An 18,814-nucleotide genomic window follows, 5' to 3' on the forward strand; every position below is an offset into this window, starting at 1 on the left:
CTCCAGGCGCAGACCCGGCACCAGCCAGTCGAAACCCTCCGTATCCAGCCCTGCAAGCAACGGCACGGGCACCATCAAGGTGACGCCATCGAGGGGATCGCCGGGCTCGAACTTATAGCTCAAGTCATAGTCAATCGAACCCTTCAGCCACCTGTCCGGGAAGGCTTCCTCGGTGACGTCGTGGTCTTCCTCGATAAGCTTTTCCGGGTCGAAGTCCAGCAGGTCTGGGGTCTTGTGACGCTGCTTCTTCCACCACGAGTCGAAGTGCCAGCCCGTGGTGACCTTGGCGGGGATACGTGTGTCGTAGAAATCGAAGAGCGTGTCCTCCGAAACCACCAGACCTCGGCGTCGCGCCTTGTCCTCAAACTCGGCGGCCTCTTCCAACTTTTTCACGTTGTCGTGGAAGAAGTGGTGGTGGGTATTCCACTCGCCTTCAATTAGGGCAGAGCGGATGAACATGTCGCGTGCGGCCGTCGGATCGACGCGGTGATAGGGCACCGTGCGGTCTACCACGATGGGCACGCCGTAGAGCGTCGAACGCTGCGTGGCCACGGCGGCGGCGCGCTTGCGCGACCACACGGGATCGGAATAGTTGTGACGTAGCAGGTCCGCGCCGAGCTTTTCCACCCACGCGGGGTCGATGGCGGCAACGTCGCGTGCCCACAGGCGCGAGGTTTCGACGAGTTCGGCGGCCATTAGAAATTCCGGCGGCTTCTTCGCCAGCGCGGAACCGGGGAAGACCAGGAAACGAGTATTGCGGGCACCGTGGAATTCCTTGGAGTTGCCATCGCGCGCGCCGATGTTGGACAAAAGGCCCGCTAAAAGCGACATATGGATGTCATCGGGGCGGCGTTCGGTGGCTTCTTGCTGGTTCCATCCGAGCTGCTTGGCGACGTCCCTAAGCTGGCGCACCAAGTCAAACCACTCGCGGATGCGCATGTAGTGCAGGAATTCCTTCTTCATGCGCTTGCGGAAGGCATTGCCGCTCATCTCGGTGCGGGCGTCCTTGAGGAAATCCCACAGGTTGAGCATGGCGAGGAAGTCGGAGGAGGCGTCCTTAAAGCGCGCGTGGGCTTGGTCGGCTTGCGCTTGGTATTCGAGGGGGCGCTCGCGAACGTCTTGGATGGTCATGGCCGCGACGATGACCATGACGTCTTCCAAGCAACCGGAGCGGTGGGCCTCGACGAGCATGCGCGCCATACGGGGGTCGACGGGGATGCGGGAAAGGTCGCGGCCGATGTCGGTGAGAACCGGAAGACCGTCTTTTTCCTCTTGCGAGTGCAGGGCGCCGAGCTCGCGGAGGAGCAGCAGGCCATCGCGAATGGCCTTGTTCTCCGGCGGCTGCACGAAGGGGAACTCCGAGATATCGCCTAGGCGCAGCGAAATCATCTGCAGGATGACGCTGGCCAAGTTGGTACGCAGGATTTCGGGGTCGGTAAATTCTGGGCGGGAGGCGAAGTCCTGCTCGGAGTACAGGCGGATGGCAATGCCGTCGGCAACACGGCCGCAGCGGCCGGAACGCTGGTTGGCGCTGGCCTGCGAAATTGGCTCGATGGGCAGGCGCTGGACCTTGGTGCGGGTGGAATAGCGCGAGATACGCGCGGTGCCGGTGTCTACCACGTATCGAATACCCGGGACCGTCAGCGAGGTCTCTGCGATGTTAGTGGACAGCACGATGCGGCGGCCGCGGTGCTCGGAAAAGACGCGGTGCTGCTCGTCGTTGGACAGGCGGCCAAACAGTGGGGTGACCTCAACGCCGCGCCACTTGCGCGCCTCGATGGCCTCTTGCGCGTCGCGGATATCGCGCTCGCCGGGGAAGAAGCAGAGGATGTCGCCTTCTCCTTCTGCCATGAGCTCCTCGATGGCCTCGTACAGGCCGTCTAGCGGATCTTGATCGACGACCTTGCCCCCAGCCTCGAACTCGAGCGGCCGGTAGCGAATTTCCACCGGGTAGGTGCGCCCGGAGACCTCGATGATGGGCGCGGGCTTTCCCTCACCGTCTGCGAAGTGCTGGGCAAAGCGCTCTGGGTCGATGGTCGCGGAGGTGATAATCACCTTGAGATCCGGGCGCTTAGGCAGCAGGCGCTTTAAGTAGCCCAGCAGGAAATCAATGTTGAGGGAACGCTCGTGAGCCTCATCGATGATGATGGTGTCATAAGCATTCAGGAAGCGGTCGCGCTGCATCTCCGCGAGCAGGATGCCGTCCGTCATTAGTTTCACGGCAGTGGTAGCAGACACGCGATCATCGAAACGGATGGCGTAGCCCACGGACTCGCCGATCTTCTGATCCATCTCCTGCGCGATACGCTCGGCGACGGTGCGCGCGGCTAGACGACGCGGCTGGGTATGGCCGATCAGCCCCTTGCGGCCACGGCCTAGCTCGAGGCAGATCTTAGGGATCTGCGTGGTCTTACCGGAGCCGGTCTCGCCGGCGATGATGACCACCTGGTTATCGCGGATGGCTTCTGCGATGTCGTCCTTGCGGACGGAAACCGGAAGGGTCTCGGGGGAGGAAATAGGGGGAACGGCGGCGTCGATTAGCGCGACGCGCTCGCGGGCTTGTTGGATATCGCCCCCGATTGCGGTGAGGGCTTGGGGCGAGCGGGCCTTGCGAAGGCGGCGTCGGAAAGCGCGGGCATCTTTGGTAGAAACCTCGTCGAGAGCGGCGTAAAGCTCGTCGCGGGTGGGCGTTGAAGAAGTCGTCATAGCTGGTTGTGAATTCTACTAGTCGTCGTAAGCGGCGGGAAATGTTGATAGGGTGGGTGCGATCAAGGAAAAAGAAAATGAATTTAAATAGAGGGGATTGAAGATGTCTTCACCTTTTGGATCTGCAGGCGACGGCAAGGATTTCCCGCGTTATGAGCCAACCAACCACCCGGAGGACCGTCCTGACTACGGCTTGCCTTCCTACGGTAGCTACAACGCGGGCGGGAACGCTGGCTACGACGAGCAGCCACAGGGCGGCGTGGGCTACAACGGCCCGGTTTCTGCGACGAAGGCTATCGGCTGGGCATTCCGCACGGTCTTTAGTAACTGGCAGCTGTGGATTTTGGGTTCGCTTTTGATGTTGGCTGTATTCGGCATCTTCGGTGCCGTTGTGGGATTCATCTTGGCCTCCAACGGCGACGGCAACGCCGCGTTCACGGGCAATATCTTCTCCAACGTGATCACGCAGGTGATTTCCCTGCTGGTCTCCTTGTTCGTCATGCGTCTGGCGCTGTTCCAGATTGATGATCTGAAGACTGGCTGGTCCTACATCGGTAAGGACGTACGATGGGGCAATACCTTCCTGATGCTGCTGATCATCGCCCTCGTGTCCTTCGTGGTCATGATTTTGGCCGTCATGGTCTTTGGTGGCGCGGCCTTTGCCACGCTCACCAGCGCGGACGTTCAGGACGAGGATGCAGCTCTGGCGGCTGCTGGCACCGTCTTCGGCATCCTGGCAGTGATGGTCATCATCGGCTGGCTGGTCACTCCGCTGTACAAGCTGATGCCATGGTTCGCAGCTGACGGTGACTCCATCGGCGATTCCATCAAGAAGGGCTTCATGGCGGGCAAGGCCAACTACATGCAGCTGCTGCTGTATACGCTGATGATGTTCGGCCTGGGTATCGCTTGTATCTTCACGCTTGGTCTGGGCTTTTTCATCTTCGCTCCAGTTTCCTTGCTGGCTGAGGCGCACTTATTCCGCCAGTGCGCTGGCCGCTACGTACAGGCCTAAAGATAAAAGAAAATCCTCGGTTCCAATCAAGGAGCCGAGGAATTTTTTTATACGTTGCGCGAGCGCTGCAGGGCTTCTTCGAAGGCAGCGGTAACCAGAGCACCGAACTTGCGGAATTCTTCGGCGCGAGCAGCGGAGCTGCGGAAGACCAAGCCCACCTTGCGCTCAGCGGTAACGCTTGGGTCGAAGCGTGAGACCTGCAAGTGCGGGTTGGTGCACTCGGTGGCAATCGCCGATTCCGGAACAAGTGTTGCGCCCAATCCGCCCATGACCAGCTGCAGAATCGTGGTCAAAGAGGATGCACGAGTAACCGAGTTGGTGGCCTCGGACGGGTTGATATGCGCGCGGCGGCACAGATCGAGGACTTGATTGCGGAGGCAATGGCCGTCGTCGAGAAGCAAAAGCTTCAGTCTATCTAGCTCTGCAAGGGTGAGGTCCTCGCGGCCTACCAGGGCATCGTTGTTGTCGGTGACCACGACGAAGTCCTCCGTGTACAGCGGCACGTCCACCATGCCGGCGGCCTCGGAGGGCAGGGCGATGATGGCAAGATCTAACTGGCCGTCGCGCAGCTTGCCCAAAAGGTGCTCCGTCTGCTCCTCCACAAAACGCGGCTCGAGTTCTGGGTAGGTCTCGGTGATAGACCGCAGCAGGGTAGGCAGGATATATGGCGCGATGGTGGGGATAACGCCGATGGTCAGCGGCCCAGTGAGGGTACCGTGGGCACCGCGGGCATGGGCATGGAACGCATCGGCGGCCTCGAGCGTTGCTTTAGCGTAGGGCAGGAGCTCTTCGCCGTTGGCGGTGACTATTACCTTGCGCGTGGAGCGCTCGATGAGTTGAATTCCAAGGCCCTGTTCGAGGGCCACGAGGGCTTGGGAGAGGGAAGGCTGGGAGATTTCCAGCTTTGCGGCGGCGGTGCCGAAGTGTTTGTTCTCCGCGATGGTGACGAATGTTCGCAGCTGAGCGAGTGTGGGACGGTACTCTTTATTGTGCATGCCTATAACTTTAACATCCATCGATAGGATTTCCTATTGACATGCGCAACGGATGTTGGCATACTTGGCTGCGGCGGGGCTTAAGGCCCCACAAGCGCTGGAAGATGCGCAGCCCAGAAATTTGATTCAACATCTATTAAGGAGATGTCTTTCATATGCCTATCTTGACCGTTGGCGAGAAGTTCCCAGAGTTCGAGCTCACCGCACTGAAGGGCGGCGACCTGCACGACGTTAACGCTAACCAGCCTGAGGATTACTTCGAGCAGGTTTCCCTGGACAAGTACCAGGGCAAGTGGAAGGTCGTCTTCTTCTACCCGAAGGACTTCACCTTCGTTTGCCCGACCGAGATCGCTGCTTTCGGCAAGCTGGATGAGGAGTTCCAGGACCGCGACACCCAGATCCTCGGCGGCTCCACCGATAACGAGTTCGCTCACTTTAACTGGCGCGCAACCCACCCAGAGCTGAAGGAAATTCCTTTCCCGATGTTCTCTGACATCCGCCACGACCTCATCCGCGCCCTCGGTGTTGAGAACGCTGACGGTGTTGCTGACCGCGCAACCTTCATCATCGACCCAGACGGCGTTATCCAGTTCGTTTCCGTTACCCCGGACGCTGTCGGCCGTAACGTTGACGAGGTTCTGCGCGTTCTGGACGCACTGCAGTCCGAAGAGGTCTGCGCTTGCAACTGGGAAGCTAATGACCCAACCAAGAACATCAACAAGATGGACGTCGTTCAGTCTGCTCTCTAAGGGCGACTAAACCGCGCGTGCTCAGTCACGCGTGACGCCTAAGCCCCCTCGGGCAACCGAAGGGGCTTTCCTTTGAACTTCTTCTGAAAAACACTTATTAAAAACGCTAAGGAGCACAAGATATGTCTATCGATAACCTGAAGTCTTCCCTTCCGGAGTACGCAAAGGACCAGAAGCTGAACCTGGGCACCCTGGCTCGCTCCACCGAGCTGAACGAGGAGCAGCTGTGGGGCTCCATGCTGGCTGCTGCTGCCGCAACCCGTAACGACACCGTTCTTTCCGAGATCATGGAAGAGGCAAAGGAACACCTTTCCGCTGAGGCTATCGAGGCCGCGCTGGGCGCTGCCACCGTCATGGCAATGAACAACGTTGCATACCGCGCCAAGGGCTGGTTGGGCGAGGACTACGCTCAGGTCAAGTTCGGCCTGCGCATGAACATCATCGCTAAGCCGGGCGTGGAGAAGGCTAACTTCGAGCTGTGGAACACCGTTGTTTCCGCAATCAACGGCTGCGAGCACTGCCTGGTTGCTCACTCCAAGACCCTGCAGGAAGAGGGCATGACCAAGGAGCAGATCTGGGAGGGCGTCAAGATCGCTGGCGTTATCCAGGCTATCGCTCAGACCATTCAGGTTGAGGCTGCTCGCTAAAGCACTTTAAAGGCTCGCACGGTGAAATATCGTGCGAGCCTTTTGGTGTTTTAACGCGGCGCTAGCCGACGGCCACCCCAAACAAGGTACCGATTCCATAGGTTACGGCCAGACCCGCGGCGCCGCCGATGAGCAGGCGGATGACTGCGCGGGCGGAGTTGGTGCGGGCGAGGCGGGCGGAAATATAGCCGGTAAGCGCAAGCGCTAGGAGCGTAACCAGGGTGACGGCCCAGCCGCCTGCGGCAGAAGGTGCGATGAGGATGGCAAGCATCGGAAGCAATGCACCGGCGAGGAAGGAGACCGCTGACCAAAATGCGGCATGCCAGGGGTTGGTGAGGTCATCGCCGTCGATGCCGAGTTCCAGCCGCAGGTGAGCATCGAGCGGGTCATTATCGGCGATTTCGTAGGCCGCGCGGCTCGCGGTTTCCACACTCATGCCGTAGCCCGCCAGCATCTCCGTGAGTTCGGCGTGCTCCTGCTCGGGGAACTCGGCGAGCTCCCAGCGTTCTTTGGCAATGAGTGCGCGCTCGGAGTCGCGCTGCGCAGACACCGAGACGTATTCGCCCAAGGCCATGGAAACCGCGCCGGAGACCGTGGCTGCAAGACCAGCGGTCAAGATTGTTTGATCGCTGGCACCAGAACCAACGACGCCGAGCAAGAGCGCAGCGACCGATACGATGCCGTCGTTTGCGCCCAGCACGGTTGCGCGTAGCGAATTGAGCCGCGAGTTATGGCTTGCCGCGTGTGGTTCGGTGGGGTGGAGCATATCAACCATGGTCTTCACCTTTTGTCCTTTCGACTCTTATTGTCGTCGCAGGTCAAAGGGCTTGTCTAGCATGGTTAGGCTGCGCTGGCGGCGCGCAGCAGACCCTTTCCTAAGCTAGTGCTCGATACGCAGCTCCGCTAGGCGCACCTCGCCGGCTGCATCGGAGGCGTCGAGATCCACGCGTCCAACGAACTGATAGCCGTGATCGCCCTCAGGATCCTTGATTACCTGGCGTACCTCCCACAAGCGGGTGTCCTGGCCGGAAACGCGGAAGAACTCCGGGCCACGGGCGGCGGGGCCGGAATCGATGTCGTCGTATTCGTCGAAGTAGTCGTCGAGGACAGCGCCGAAGTCGGGGACCTCGTCCAGGTAGTCCAAAAGCTCGGCCAGCCGATCCTCTTTTTCGAGCGCGAAAAGCTGCACCAAGCGGAAGAAATAATTGCGCACCATGATGCTAAACGCGCGGCGGTTGGACGTTAGGGCAGAAGGGTCCTCAACGCCGAAGGCCAGCTCGCGCTCCAGGTCCTCCTGGGAAATCGGCGAATCCTCGCCGGCCATCTGCGCCCACTCGTCCACGAGGGAGGAATCCACCTGGCGGATGAGCTCGCCGAGCCAAACGACGACGTCGGCAAGCTCCTCGCTCATGTATTCCTCCGGGATGGACTGCTTGAGCGTGCGCCAGGCGTCCGTGAGGTAGCGCAGGATAACGCCCTCGGAGCGAGCCAAGCCGTAGGTGGACACCAGGTCCGAGAAGGTCATGGCGCTTTCCAACATGTCGCGGACCACGGACTTCGGGCGCAGCTCAAACTCCTTGACCCACGCGTTGGTCTCCGCGAAGGTGTCATAGGCCTGCTCGAGCAGCTCCTCCAGTGGCTTTGGCCAGGTGATGTCCTCAACGATGGCCATGCGCTCGGTGTAATCGACGCCGTCGGCCTTCAGCGCGGCAATTTCCTCGCCGCGGCGCTGCTTCTGCTGGGCCACGAGCACCTGGCGCGGGTCATCGAGGATCGCCTCAAAAACGGAAATGACGTCTAAGGTGTAAGTCTCAGACTCTGGGTCCAGCAGCGTGAGTGCGGCGAGAGCAAAAGGCCCAAGCGGCTGGTTCAGCGCGAAGTCTCGAGGCAGTTCGCGGACCAAGTGATAGGGCCGGCCGTAGATGTCCAGGCCCTTGGTTGATTTTTGCACCACGCCGGAGTTCAGCAGGCCGCGGAAGAGCTCGATGGCGGTCAGGATGTCCTGGTTCTGCTTGCTACGGGTGTCATGGTTGGTACGCAGCAGGTGCTTCATGTGCTCGTACCCGTTGCCGTGGCGGGAGAGCACGTTGAGCAGCATCGAGTTCGAGACCCGGAACTGCGAAGTCAGCTGCTCCGGCTCGGCCTCGGTCAGGCGGGCGAAGGTCTTCTCCGACCACGAGACCTCGCCATCGCGCGGGGACTTCTTCTTAAGCTTCTTCAGCCGCGCCGGGTCGTTGCTGAGGCGACGCCGCGCCTTGGCGTTTTCGATCTCGTGCTCTGGGGCCTCAACGATGACGGTGCCCTCGGTGTCATAGCCCGCGCGGCCCGCGCGGCCGGCAATCTGGTGGAACTCGCGGGACTTCAAAATGCGTTGGCGTTGACCATCGAACTTGGCCAGTCCGGTCATCAGCACCGTGCGAATCGGCACGTTGATGCCCACGCCCAGGGTGTCGGTTCCGCAGATGACCTTAAGCAGCCCCTGCTGCGCAAGCTTCTCGACGAGGCGGCGGTACTTCGGCAACATACCCGCGTGGTGGACGCCGATGCCGCGACGCAAAAGCTTGGACAAGTCGCGGCCGAAGGCGGTGGAAAAACGGAAGTGCGCCAGCTCCTTGGCAATAGCTTCCTTTTCCTCCGGCGTGATGATGCCAGATAGGGAAGTCAGCGCTTGGGCGCGCTCGGCGGCCTCACGTTGGGAGAAGTGCACCACATAGACCGGCGCCTTACCGGAGGAGAGGATTTCCTCGATGGTCTCGTGGACCGGGGTAAACACGTAGGAGAAATCCAGCGGCACCGGGCGGGTGGTGCCGGCCACCAGCGTGGTCTCGCGGCCGGTGCGTTCGGTTAAGTCCTTTTCCAACCAGCCGGTATCGCCCAGGGTGGCAGACATCAGCAAGAATTGCGTCTTCGGCAGCTCCAGCAGCGGCACCTGCCAGGCCCAGCCGCGGTCCGGCTCGGAGTAGTAGTGGAACTCGTCCATGACTACCTGATCGATGGCAGCATCAGCGCCGTCGCGAAGCGCAATGTTCGCCACAATCTCTGCCGTGGCGGCGATGATGGGAGCATTGCCGTTGACCGTGGCGTCGCCCGTCATCATGCCTACGTTCTCGGCGCCGAAGATCTCGCACAGGGCGAAGAACTTCTCGGAGACCAAAGCCTTAATCGGCGCGGTATAAAAACTGCGCTGGCCACGCGCCAACGCGATGAAGTGCGCGGCATTTGCCACCATGGACTTGCCCGAGCCCGTGGGCGTGGCAAGGATGACGTTATCGCCAGCGAGGATACCCAGCGAGGCCTCCTCTTGGGCTGGGTACAGCGAAATGCCGCGCTGCGTGGTCCAGCTAGTAAAGGTATCCCAAACCGCCTCGTCAACGAGGGAATCAGGAACTTCGGCGAGATCGGGCAGCAGCTGAGAAAGATTCACCTTCCCTACATTAGGGGATGAAGGCGCCGCCGTGTGGAAAGAGGCTAGTTCTCGCCTTCCTGATTATCTTCATCATCTTCTGCAGCGCGATCGGCGGCATCCTCGCGGTCATCGATCTCGCTGTCCAGAACCTCATGGCGCTGCTCGGAATCGCCGTCTAGGTTCGCTAGGAAAGCCTGGAACTCCGCACTGATTTCCTCGCCGGAGGGCACGGATTCCTCACCCGGCAGCAAAGCATTCGGGTGCTCCTTGCGGTAACGCTCGTGGGAATGGTCATACTGCTGCTCGAGCTGCTGGACCACGGAGGAAACCTCCTCGGAGTCCATGACCTGTTCCTCGAGCTGCTGGTTCACGCGCGTGATGTCTTCTTCTAAGCTGCGCAGAGGCAGGTTGAGGCCTGCGGCATTCGACACCGAGTTCAGCAGGGAGAAAGTACCCTGCGGATACGGTGAGGAAGCCAGGTAATGCGGGACCGAAACGGTAAAGCCAGCGACGTTGCGGCCCTTTTTATCCAGTGCCTTTTCCAGGAAGAGGGCGGCCGAGCCCGGAACCATCATGGTCTGCTCAATCTTCATCATGCGGCCTACCAACTCAGGGGAGTTGCCGTGCGCGGTAATCACCGTGGGGCGCGTATGCGGAACCGGCATCGGGGCGGCGTAGAGAACGATGGTGTCGTGTACATCGAACTTCTCTGCAATGCCCACGACGGCCTCGGTGAAAGCCTCCCAGCGCAGGTCCGGCTCAGGGCCGGAAAGCAGCAGGAAAGACTTGCCGGAGTTATCGCGCAGCACCTTGATTCCGAGCTCGATGTTTTCGATTTCGACGGTGCGGTCATGGTCAATGGTGACCATGGGGCGGCGCGAGCGGTAGTCCATGAGCTCGTCGCTATTGAAGGAGGCGAGCTGGCGGTTTTCCAGCGCGGCCTTCAAGTGATCGGCAGAGGCCTCCACCGCCTGGCCGGCATCGGCATAGCCATGCATAGCCACGATCATCGTGGGACCTTCATCCTCACTGGAAGAATCCTTCACCACTGGGGCTGGGTATTCCAATTCGTAGATGCGCCTTTGATCATCATGCATGCGTGCGATACCTCCTTAGCCTGTGCCCCGACAATACAGCTTCGGAAGACACTTACCGCTTTCAACACCGAGCCTTAAACAAGTATTCCTGAATTTCGCCCTTTAGGATCCTAAAAGCCCCGGATGGTAGGTGGCGTCGCGATGAGTTATCCACAGATTCGGCCGTTTGGGAAAACTGACCCTAGTGTGTGGCCCGCGCGCTCGCGCAAACTAAGTGCTATGAGCAAGCAAGACACACATCAGCACAGCTATCCACCGATCAACACCCCGGGACACCTTTTGGCCAACCTGCCAGGAGTGCTCGGGTTCTATCCCACCGATTCCGTAGTCTTTCTAACCTTCGAGCCTTCACCACACGGCATAGCGTTGGGCCCCGTCGCACGCGTGGACTTCTCGGACGCCAAGGCGGCGACGGAGGAAGTCTGGCAGACAATTACCACCGAACGTACCGAGGGCGTCTTCGCCTTCTTTATCACCCAGCGCCCACCCAGCGAAGTCGACACATTGGCCGAGTGGATGTACGGCTTGCACAAGCACAACGACGGCATGGACATCGACGCCGCCTGGCATACCCCGGAGATCATCACCGGCGGCAGCTATGAAATTCTCTTCGGCGCCGTCAACCACGAGGGCAAGGGGCCGATGAAGAATTGGCAGGAAGGAAAGATTCCACCGCTGACTTCTGCGCCCACCATGCACCACTGCGTGGATAAGGACTTTATCCCGGAGCTAACGCGTGAGGAGCTCTATGCCAAGCTCGCGCCGGGCAATAACCAGGTAGGAACGGTGTTGGGCCGCGAGATTGCAGAGCGCGCACGGGCTGCGGCACAGCAATTCCGTGAAGAGATCGAGCTCTACGAGGATGACCCAGAGTTAGCGCTTGAGGAGTTCCTGGATGATGCGTGGTGGCAGCTGCGCGCGGTGCAGGATTTACACGCCACGCTTGGCGACGTCGAGGCTCTCGAGACCGCCGCCACCTGGCTGGCCACCACGTGGTCGCGCGACCTGGTCATTGAGAAGCTCTGCGAGCGGCCAGATAAAGCGGCCATCCTGATGCTGGCCACGGCGAAGACCTTCGAGGGGGTTATCCGGTATAACGCGCTGGTGCTTTATGCCATCGCGCAGCTGCAGATGGAGCGCTACCAGCTGGCAGGGCCAGCGCTGAATATCCTGCTGGAGGAAGCCCCAGAGCATACCTTCGGCAACCTGGTCCACCGGCTTTACCGCAATGGCCTGGCAAGCCAGCTGACCGAAGCCCTGCGTCATTCCTCTGGGGTTGCGCGTTCCATGGCGCTGCAAGCCCGGGACGGCAAAGTGGCTTAGCGCTTGGCGGAATGGGCTTTATCGCCGAGCTGCTTGGTGAAGTTCCAGGCATCGGTGACGATGGTGCGCAGATCCGTGCGGGTGGGGTTCCAGCCCAGTTCGGCCTTGATCTTCTCGGAGGAAGCCACCAGGGTGGCTGGGTCGCCGGCGCGCCGGGGTGCAATCTCTGCCGGGATTTCGTGGCCGGTGACCTCGCGGCACATCTCGATGACCTGCTTGACGGAGTAGCCATCGCCGGAGCCCAGGTTATAGATGCGGTGGGTGCCCGGCTTATTGCTTTCCAGCGCGAGCAGGTGCGCCTCGGCGAGGTCGCGGATGTGGATGTAATCGCGCACCGCGGTGCCATCGGTGGTGGGATAGTCATCGCCGAACATGAAGATCTTGTCGCGGTGGCCCAAAGCTACCTGCAACACCAGCGGAATCAGATGGGTCTCCACCTCGCGGTTTTCGCCGATGAGGTCGTAAGCGCCCGCGACGTTGAAGTAGCGCAACGAAGTGGCGCCTAGGCCATAAGCCTTGGCAAAGGAGGTGATGATGTAGTCGATGGACAGCTTGGACGCGCCATAAGGGTTGGTGGGTTGGGTCGGCATGTCCTCGGTGATAGGCACCTGCTGCGGCTCGCCGTAGGTGGCGGCGGTAGAGGAGAAGACCAGGTTGTTGACACCGTGAGCGCGCATGGCGTTGAGCAGCTTCAGGGAGGTGACAACGTTGTGCTCCCAGTAGTCGGCAGGGATTTCCACCGACTCGCCAACTAGCGAGCGGGCAGCGAAGTGGACAACTCCGTCGAAGCCGCCCTCGGAGAGCACCTCATCGGCAACGTCGGCGACATCGCCTTCTACCAGGCGCGCGTTTGCCGGAACTGCCTCGCGGTTGCCGGTTGTGAAGTTATCGATGATGGTGACTTCGTGGCCTGCTTCCAGCAGAACCGCCGCGCAGACGGAGCCGACGTAGCCTGCGCCGCCAGTGACTAGGAGTTTCATTTACTTCACCTCAATGCGGATTGCGTGTGCCAGATCGTCGAGCAGCTCAATCTTGGCACCTGATTCGGTGGTAAGGGTCACCGCACCGTTGGCGTTGACCACGGTGACGGGCGCACCCACTACGACGCCGGCTGCGTTGATATCGCGGAACGTGGCGGAATCTACCTGCAAGATCTCGTTAATCTGCGTGATAGTAGCTTTGGTCTCTACGCCGTTGGGAAGGTCGATGGCGCGGGTGCCGCTCGGTGCCTCGCCAACCTCGATGCCTAATTGATCCAACGCCGGGATGGGGTTGCCGAAGGGGGAGCGGGTGGCGTCGGAAAGCACGGCGACAACGCGCTTTTCTACTTCCTCGCTCATGACGTGCTCCCAGCGGCAGGCTTCGTCGTGGACCTTGTGAATGTCGAGCCCCAGGACGTTGGTAAGCAAAAGCTCCGCGAGGCGGTGCTTACGCATCACCGCCGTGGCGAGCTCGCGGCCCTGGGCGGTGAGGTCGAGGCTGCGGTCGGTGCGCACGTGCAGCAGGCCATCGCGTTCCATGCGTGCAACGGTCTGAGATACCGTGGGCCCTGACTGCTCAAGGCGCTCGGCGATACGCGCGCGCAGGGGCGTGATGCCTTCTTCCTCAAGTTCGTAGATGGTACGCAGGTACATTTCAGTGGTATCAACTAGGTCCCTCACGTGGGCATACCTTTCTGCACGATGGTGAAAGGCGCCGTGAGCAAAAAGGCCGGAACGCACCTTTCGGTGCGGGCGACATGGCTCGCAGCGTCTTCGAACAATAACTAAACAATACCGCACTTTGCCGAGCCTGCTTCCGAAAGGGATAAACGCATCTCTTGCTTTCGGCGCGGTGTAGCTTCACATATTCTACCTATAAAAGATTGAAACCCTGTCAGCTACTGCCTATTAAAGGAGAAGTGGCTGACAGGGTGAAGAGAATTTCTCAGGAGAGGGCTAAAGATTAGAGTGCGTACTCACGCAGGCGGTCTGCACGGTTGCCGTCACGCAGCTTGGCCATGACCTCGCGCTCAATCTGGCGCACACGCTCACGGGAAAGGCCAAACTTGCGGCCAATCTGATCCAGGGTGCGCGGGACACCGTCGTCCAAGCCGTAGCGCAGGCGGATGACGTCCTGCTCGCGCTCCTCAAGGGTGTCGATGACACCGCGAATATCGGAGTGGCGCATTGCCGCCACAACGGCGGATTCGGCGTCGGTAGCTTCGGCGTCCTCGATGAAGTCACCCAGTGGTGCTTCCTCATCGGTGCCTACAGGCATGTCGAGGGAGACAGGATCGCGGGACTGACGCAGCAGCATCTCGATCTTGGATTCCTCGATGCCGGACTCTTCAGCCAGCTCCTCATTGGTGGCCTCGCGGCCCAGGGACTGGTACATCTCACGCTTGATGCGGGAGAGCTTGTTGACCTGCTCTACCAGGTGGACTGGCAGACGGATGGTGCGGGACTGGTCAGCCATGCCGCGGGTAATGGCCTGACGGATCCACCAGGTGGCGTAGGTGGAGAACTTAAAGCCCTTGGCGTAATCAAACTTCTCCATGGCGCGGATAAGGCCCAGGTTGCCTTCCTGGATGAGATCCAGAAGTGGCATGCCGCGGCCGGTGTAGCGTTTCGCAAGCGAAACGACCAAGCGCAGGTTTGCCTCCAGCAGGTGGGAGCGTGCCTTCTTGCCTTCCCGGACCAGAATTTTGAGATCACGCTTTTCGGCGCGGGTGACCTTTTCTGCATTCGCCAGCTTGTACTCGGCGTAGAGACCAACCTCGATGCGCTGGGCGAGTTCTACCTCATCTTCAGCGCTGAGCAGTGCGGTTTTGCCGATGCCGTTGAGATAAACACGGACCAAGTCGGCGGAAGGGTTGTCATTGGTCTGGTTGCGGCGTGAGCCGCGGTCTACCTCCTGCTCCTCTTCATTTGAATTGTTTCCAAGGTCAGCGGCCTTGGTGTGGGACTTTTCAGCCATCTCTAGCCTCCTGAGGTTGCGGCTTTGTACATGAGGTACAACGAAGCGCTTGTGCGTTTAGTTCCCCGGGATAGAAAATTATTCAAAAGTAGTGCACACATTAAGGAGGCCCTCCCCGCATACGGGGGAGGGCTCACTCATGGCATGGGCAGTTTGGCCTTGCAGTTGGCCATTGGCCTGGCTAGCTACGCACTTTGACCAAGTATCGGTAGATGGTCGGCTCGGAGACTCGAAGGCGCTCTGCCGCGGCGGCGATTCCGCCCTTCAAGAGGAAGAAGCCGCTATCTTCGAGGGCGCGAACGACCTCGATGCGCTCGTCGCGCTGCATGCGTCGGACAGGCACGGACTGGGTAGAAATCGCGGAATCCAGCATGGAGTCCAACAGGTTCTCTACGTTGTCGCGCAGCGATTCGCTGACCGCCTCCTCTGGCTCTGGTTGCGGGGCCAGAGCAGTCACAGCAGCCTGGGCTGCGCTTGCTCCCGGGTAGCCGCCGAAGGCTTGGGCCTTATCCGGTGCTTCCTCGGTGTTGCCGATGAGGAAGCTGGCGGCGTTGCGGATTGCTACGAGATCCGAGATGTCGACGTTGATGCACAGCATGCCGCGCATATGGCCGGTCTCGTCACGCAGGAAGTAGCTAGAGGAGTGGCAAATCTTGCCCTCCGTGTTGACGGCCCGGTAGCCGGTCATCATGGGGACGGCGGAGGCGTCGCCTTGTTTCATAAACCACAGGGCGAAATCAGTTACAGGCCCGCCAATCTGGCGGCCGGAGATGTGGCCGTTCGCAATGGCGATGATTGACTGATCTGGGACATCGAGATCGTGCAGAACGATCTCAGTGTTTGGGCCCAAGGCCTGGCCTAGAAATTCGACGAGTGGTACGTACTGCCCGAGGAAATCTTGGTCTATGCCATGACTGTTGAGTTCATTCATCAGCTGAAGCATGTCCTTTAAGTTCCTGACACTTTAAGAAAGTTGGATAGATATTAACACGACAAAAAGCGGGTAAACACGAGCGGCCAAGCGCTGTGTTCACCCGCTCAAGGTGTGCCTTACGGCAGTATTAGCCGCAGACTGGGATAGGTGGGTGGATAGCCAGTGCAAGGCCACACTGGGAGGTCTCGCGGTACTTGGCGTTCATATCCTTACCCGTCTTGTACATCGTCCAGATGACGTCATCGAGGCTGACGCATGGCTTGGACTCGCGCTCAAGGGCCATGCGGGCGCTGGTGATGGAGTCAACTGCAGCGACTGCGTTGCGCTCGATGCACGGAATCTGTACCTGGCCCAGGACCGGGTCACAGGTCAAGCCGAGCTTGTGCTCCATAGCGATTTCGGCTGCGATGCAGACCTGCTCTGGGGTAGCGCCCATGAGCTGAGCCAGACCGCCGGCGGCCATGGAACAGGCGACGCCGACCTCGCCCTGGCAACCAACCTCTGCACCCGAGATGGATGCATTCATCTTGTACAGCGAAGCAATCTGGTTGCAGGCGAAGATGTAGTCGGAGAACATCTCCTCGGTGACCGGCTCAACGAACTTGTCGTAGTAGGCGATGACTGCTGGGACGATGCCGCAAGCGCCGTTGGTAGGAGCGGTGACCACGCGGCCACACGAAGCGTTTTCCTCGGAGATGGAAAGCGCGAACATGTTGACCCAGTCGAGGATGTTGAGTCCATCGTGCGGCTCATCCGTTTCCAGCAGGCGCTTGAGCGCAGCAGCACGGCGTGGGACGAGGAGCTGGCCCGGCAGAGGGCCGTCAGTTGATGAGCCACGCTCGATGCCGGTGTACATGACATCGCGGACCTTGCGCATGTGCTCCTTGACCTCTTCTTCGGTGGCGTGCGCCAGCTCGTTGGCCATGCCCAGCTCTGGAAGAGTCAAGTTGTGCTGCTCGCAGAGGGCGAGCATTTCCTGTGCGCTTGCGTAGGCGTAAGGAACCTTGACGTTGTCCTCGCCGCGCTTTGCAAAATCTTCCTGGGAGACAATGAAACCGCCGCCGATGGAGTAGTAGGTCTTGTGGAGCAACTCTTCATCACCGTTGAAGGCGATGAGGCACATGCCGTTCTCGTGCATCGGCAGGTACTCGTTGTGGGAGTAGAAGCCGCCTTCCTTCGGGAAATCGACCTCGCGGGTACCACCGAGCATGAGCTTTTCGGAGGTGCGAACGTTCTTCACGAATTCGTTGATGCCGTCGATGTCTACGGTCTCTGGCACCTCGCCGGCCAGGCCCAGGAGGATGGCCTTATCGGTGGAGTGACCGATGCCGGTAAGCGAGAGGGAACCGTACACGTTGGCTTGAATGCGGGTGACGTGGTCGAAGATGTCCTTTTCTTTCAGCTCATCTACGAACGCCTTACCAGCCTTCATTGGGCCAAGCGTGTGTGAGCTTGAGGGGCCGATGCCGATCTTGAACATATCGAAAATGCTGATGAACATTGCTTTTCCTTGAATCTTCCGAGGGGGAGAGGGGGTCCGGGGGTTTCTAGTGTTTAGAAAGCCTGGACGATGGTGTAGAGGATGGTGGCGACAGCTACCAGGCCCATGAAGAAGACGAAGTAGTTGGAAGCCTGGCCCTTGAAGCGCTGCAGTGCAGGAACCTTGTGGATTGCCCACATCGGGATGAGGAAGAGGATGAGTGCAATCGTCGGGCCGCACAGGGTCTCAATCATGCCCAGGATGGATGGGTCTGCCCAAGCGGTCAACCATGCGGTAATCAGCATGAAGATGAGGGTGATGGTGCCGAGCTTGCGAGCGGTTGCAGCGTCGTCCTTGTCGAGGTTCTTGTTGCCCTTGAGGATGAGGCCTTCGAAGCCCTCAGCAGCGCCGAGGTAGTGGCCGAGGAAGGACTTTGCAACAGCGATCATTGCGATAATCGGTGCAATCCACTGGATGATCGGGGTATCGAAGTGGTTAGCCAGGTAGGACAGGATGGTGATGTTCTGGGCTTTTGCTTCTGCCATGTCAGCTGGCGACAGTGACAGTGCGCAGGAGAAGACGAAGAACATAACGACGACGACCATGAGGATTTCTGCGCGCAGCAGGGTGGTGCGCGCCTTGACCTCAGCGAACTTGCCGTAGGTCTCGCGGCGGTCAACTGCGAAGGAGGAAATCATCGGGGAGTGGTTGAAGGAGAAGACCATAACCGGAACCAGGAGCATCAGGGTGACGCCCAAGCTGTGGCCGGAAGCTTCACGGGCAACGTTCAGGTCGAAGGAATCGAACAGTGCGGTGTTCCACTTCGGGATGAGGTAGATGGACAGGAGGACCAGGACGGCGATGAATGGGTAGACCAGCCAGGACATGACGTGGACGATGACATCCTTGCCCATGCGGACGATGAGGATGAGGCCGCCGACGAGCAGCAGGGAGGTCAGCCAGCGGTCCGGCGGGGTGATGCCGAGCTGGTGCTCCAAGAAGGAGTTAACCGTGTTGGTGATGGTCACGGAGTAGACCAAGAGGATGGGGTAGACGGACAGGAAGTACAGGATGTTCATGAACACGCCTGCCTTGATGCCGAAGTGCTCCTCGACGACGTCGGTCAGGTCACCGGATGGCTTGGAGCTGGAGAGAACCAGGCGCGCCAGGCCGCGGTGTGCCCAGTAGGTCATCGGCAGGGCAACAACCGTCATGATGATGAGCGGGATGATGCCGCCGATGCCGGCGTTGATTGGGAGGAACAGAACGCCTGCACCGATTGCGGTGCCGAAGAGGGAGAGCATCCAGGTTAGGTCGGAGTTGTTCCACTTCGGTGCGCCGGTGGTGCCGGCGAATGGGGATTCTGCAGGATCGAATCCTGCGGCTTGTTCAGCTTTGACTGCTTTTGAGGTCTTCATGTTCTCAGGCATGTTTGGCTCATTCTCCGGATGGTTAGCGGTGTCTTTCCGCAAGACTGAGTGAGACATTTTTTGGTCTCCTTGAT

At 59.8% G+C, this 18,814-nt stretch carries 15 protein-coding genes; 4 read left to right on the forward strand and 11 right to left on the reverse strand.

The window, feature by feature from the left end; all coding sequences use genetic code 11:
• Positions 1 to 2,706, reverse strand: a 2,706-nt coding sequence (gene hrpA / locus HMPREF2724_RS09740; RefSeq protein WP_070588408.1) for an ATP-dependent RNA helicase HrpA, incomplete at its 3' end; no start/stop codon positions are given.
• A 103-nt stretch (positions 2,707 to 2,809) separates the two neighbouring features.
• On the opposite strand from hrpA, the gene HMPREF2724_RS09745 reads away from it, so the two are divergent.
• Positions 2,810 to 3,721, forward strand: coding sequence for a hypothetical protein (locus HMPREF2724_RS09745; RefSeq protein ID WP_070588411.1), 912 nt, complete (start codon positions 2,810 to 2,812; stop codon positions 3,719 to 3,721).
• Between the two features lie 47 nt (positions 3,722 to 3,768).
• Here HMPREF2724_RS09745 and HMPREF2724_RS09750 read toward each other — a convergent pair whose 3' ends face one another.
• Positions 3,769 to 4,716 carry a hydrogen peroxide-inducible genes activator gene (locus HMPREF2724_RS09750; RefSeq protein WP_070433304.1) on the reverse strand — a complete coding sequence of 316 codons (948 nt, stop codon included), beginning with the start codon at positions 4,714 to 4,716 and terminating at the stop codon, positions 3,769 to 3,771.
• Between the two features lie 155 nt (positions 4,717 to 4,871).
• Between HMPREF2724_RS09750 and HMPREF2724_RS09755 the strand changes: the two genes are divergently transcribed.
• Positions 4,872 to 5,465, forward strand: coding sequence for a peroxiredoxin (locus HMPREF2724_RS09755; protein ID WP_070433213.1), 594 nt, complete (start codon positions 4,872 to 4,874; stop codon positions 5,463 to 5,465).
• Positions 5,466 to 5,587: 122 nt separating this feature from the next.
• On the forward strand, positions 5,588 to 6,112 hold the full coding sequence (locus tag HMPREF2724_RS09760) for an alkylhydroperoxidase, AhpD family (protein ID WP_062044182.1): 525 nt from the start codon (positions 5,588 to 5,590) through the stop codon (positions 6,110 to 6,112).
• 61 nt (positions 6,113 to 6,173) lie between these two features.
• Here the strand turns inward: HMPREF2724_RS09760 and HMPREF2724_RS09765 are convergent, their stop codons facing one another.
• The 3 genes from HMPREF2724_RS09765 to HMPREF2724_RS09775 all read right to left on the reverse strand — a co-directional run bounded on the left by HMPREF2724_RS09765 (position 6,174) and on the right by HMPREF2724_RS09775 (position 10,615).
• Positions 6,174 to 6,887: a VIT1/CCC1 transporter family protein gene (locus HMPREF2724_RS09765; protein WP_083306129.1), complete on the reverse strand. Its 714-nt coding sequence runs from the start codon at positions 6,885 to 6,887 to the stop codon at positions 6,174 to 6,176.
• A gap of 105 nt (positions 6,888 to 6,992) precedes the next feature.
• Positions 6,993 to 9,536, reverse strand: a complete 2,544-nt coding sequence (locus HMPREF2724_RS09770) for a DEAD/DEAH box helicase (RefSeq protein WP_070588413.1) — start codon at positions 9,534 to 9,536, stop codon at positions 6,993 to 6,995.
• Positions 9,537 to 9,580: 44 nt separating this feature from the next.
• Positions 9,581 to 10,615: a PAC2 family protein gene (locus HMPREF2724_RS09775; protein ID WP_070588415.1), complete on the reverse strand. Its 1,035-nt coding sequence runs from the start codon at positions 10,613 to 10,615 to the stop codon at positions 9,581 to 9,583.
• A gap of 219 nt (positions 10,616 to 10,834) precedes the next feature.
• Here HMPREF2724_RS09775 and HMPREF2724_RS09780 point away from each other — a divergent pair, with 219 nt between their 5' ends.
• Positions 10,835 to 11,938 carry a DUF4192 domain-containing protein gene (locus tag HMPREF2724_RS09780; protein ID WP_070588416.1) on the forward strand — a complete coding sequence of 368 codons (1,104 nt, stop codon included), beginning with the start codon at positions 10,835 to 10,837 and terminating at the stop codon, positions 11,936 to 11,938.
• Here HMPREF2724_RS09780 and galE read toward each other — a convergent pair.
• The 6 genes from galE to HMPREF2724_RS09810 all read right to left on the reverse strand — a co-directional run bounded on the left by galE (position 11,935) and on the right by HMPREF2724_RS09810 (position 18,740).
• Positions 11,935 to 12,918 (reverse strand): UDP-glucose 4-epimerase GalE, encoded by a 984-nt coding sequence (galE, locus tag HMPREF2724_RS09785; RefSeq protein ID WP_070588418.1) that lies wholly within the window; start codon positions 12,916 to 12,918, stop codon positions 11,935 to 11,937. The genes HMPREF2724_RS09780 and galE overlap by 4 nt on opposite strands.
• Entirely contained in the window at positions 12,919 to 13,599 is a 681-nt protein-coding gene (locus tag HMPREF2724_RS09790) for a metal-dependent transcriptional regulator (RefSeq protein ID WP_062040381.1), read from the reverse strand.
• 283 nt (positions 13,600 to 13,882) lie between these two features.
• The gene (locus HMPREF2724_RS09795) at positions 13,883 to 14,896 is read right to left on the reverse strand and encodes a sigma-70 family RNA polymerase sigma factor (protein WP_070588422.1); all 1,014 of its coding nucleotides are present in this window, start codon (positions 14,894 to 14,896) and stop codon (positions 13,883 to 13,885) included.
• Positions 14,897 to 15,077: 181 nt separating this feature from the next.
• Entirely contained in the window at positions 15,078 to 15,827 is a 750-nt protein-coding gene (locus HMPREF2724_RS09800; RefSeq protein WP_235591267.1) for a helix-turn-helix transcriptional regulator, read from the reverse strand.
• A 130-nt stretch (positions 15,828 to 15,957) separates the two neighbouring features.
• Positions 15,958 to 17,331, reverse strand: a complete 1,374-nt coding sequence (locus HMPREF2724_RS09805; protein ID WP_070588425.1) for an L-serine ammonia-lyase — start codon at positions 17,329 to 17,331, stop codon at positions 15,958 to 15,960.
• A gap of 53 nt (positions 17,332 to 17,384) precedes the next feature.
• A complete protein-coding gene (locus tag HMPREF2724_RS09810) occupies positions 17,385 to 18,740 on the reverse strand; it encodes an SLC5/6 family protein (RefSeq protein ID WP_062044191.1) in 1,356 nt (451 codons plus the stop codon).
• Positions 18,741 to 18,814: the final 74 nt, after the last annotated feature.

It is taken from the genome of Corynebacterium sp. HMSC071F07 (genome assembly GCF_001810285.1).
Taxonomy (GTDB): Bacteria; Actinomycetota; Actinomycetes; order Mycobacteriales; family Mycobacteriaceae; genus Corynebacterium; species Corynebacterium simulans.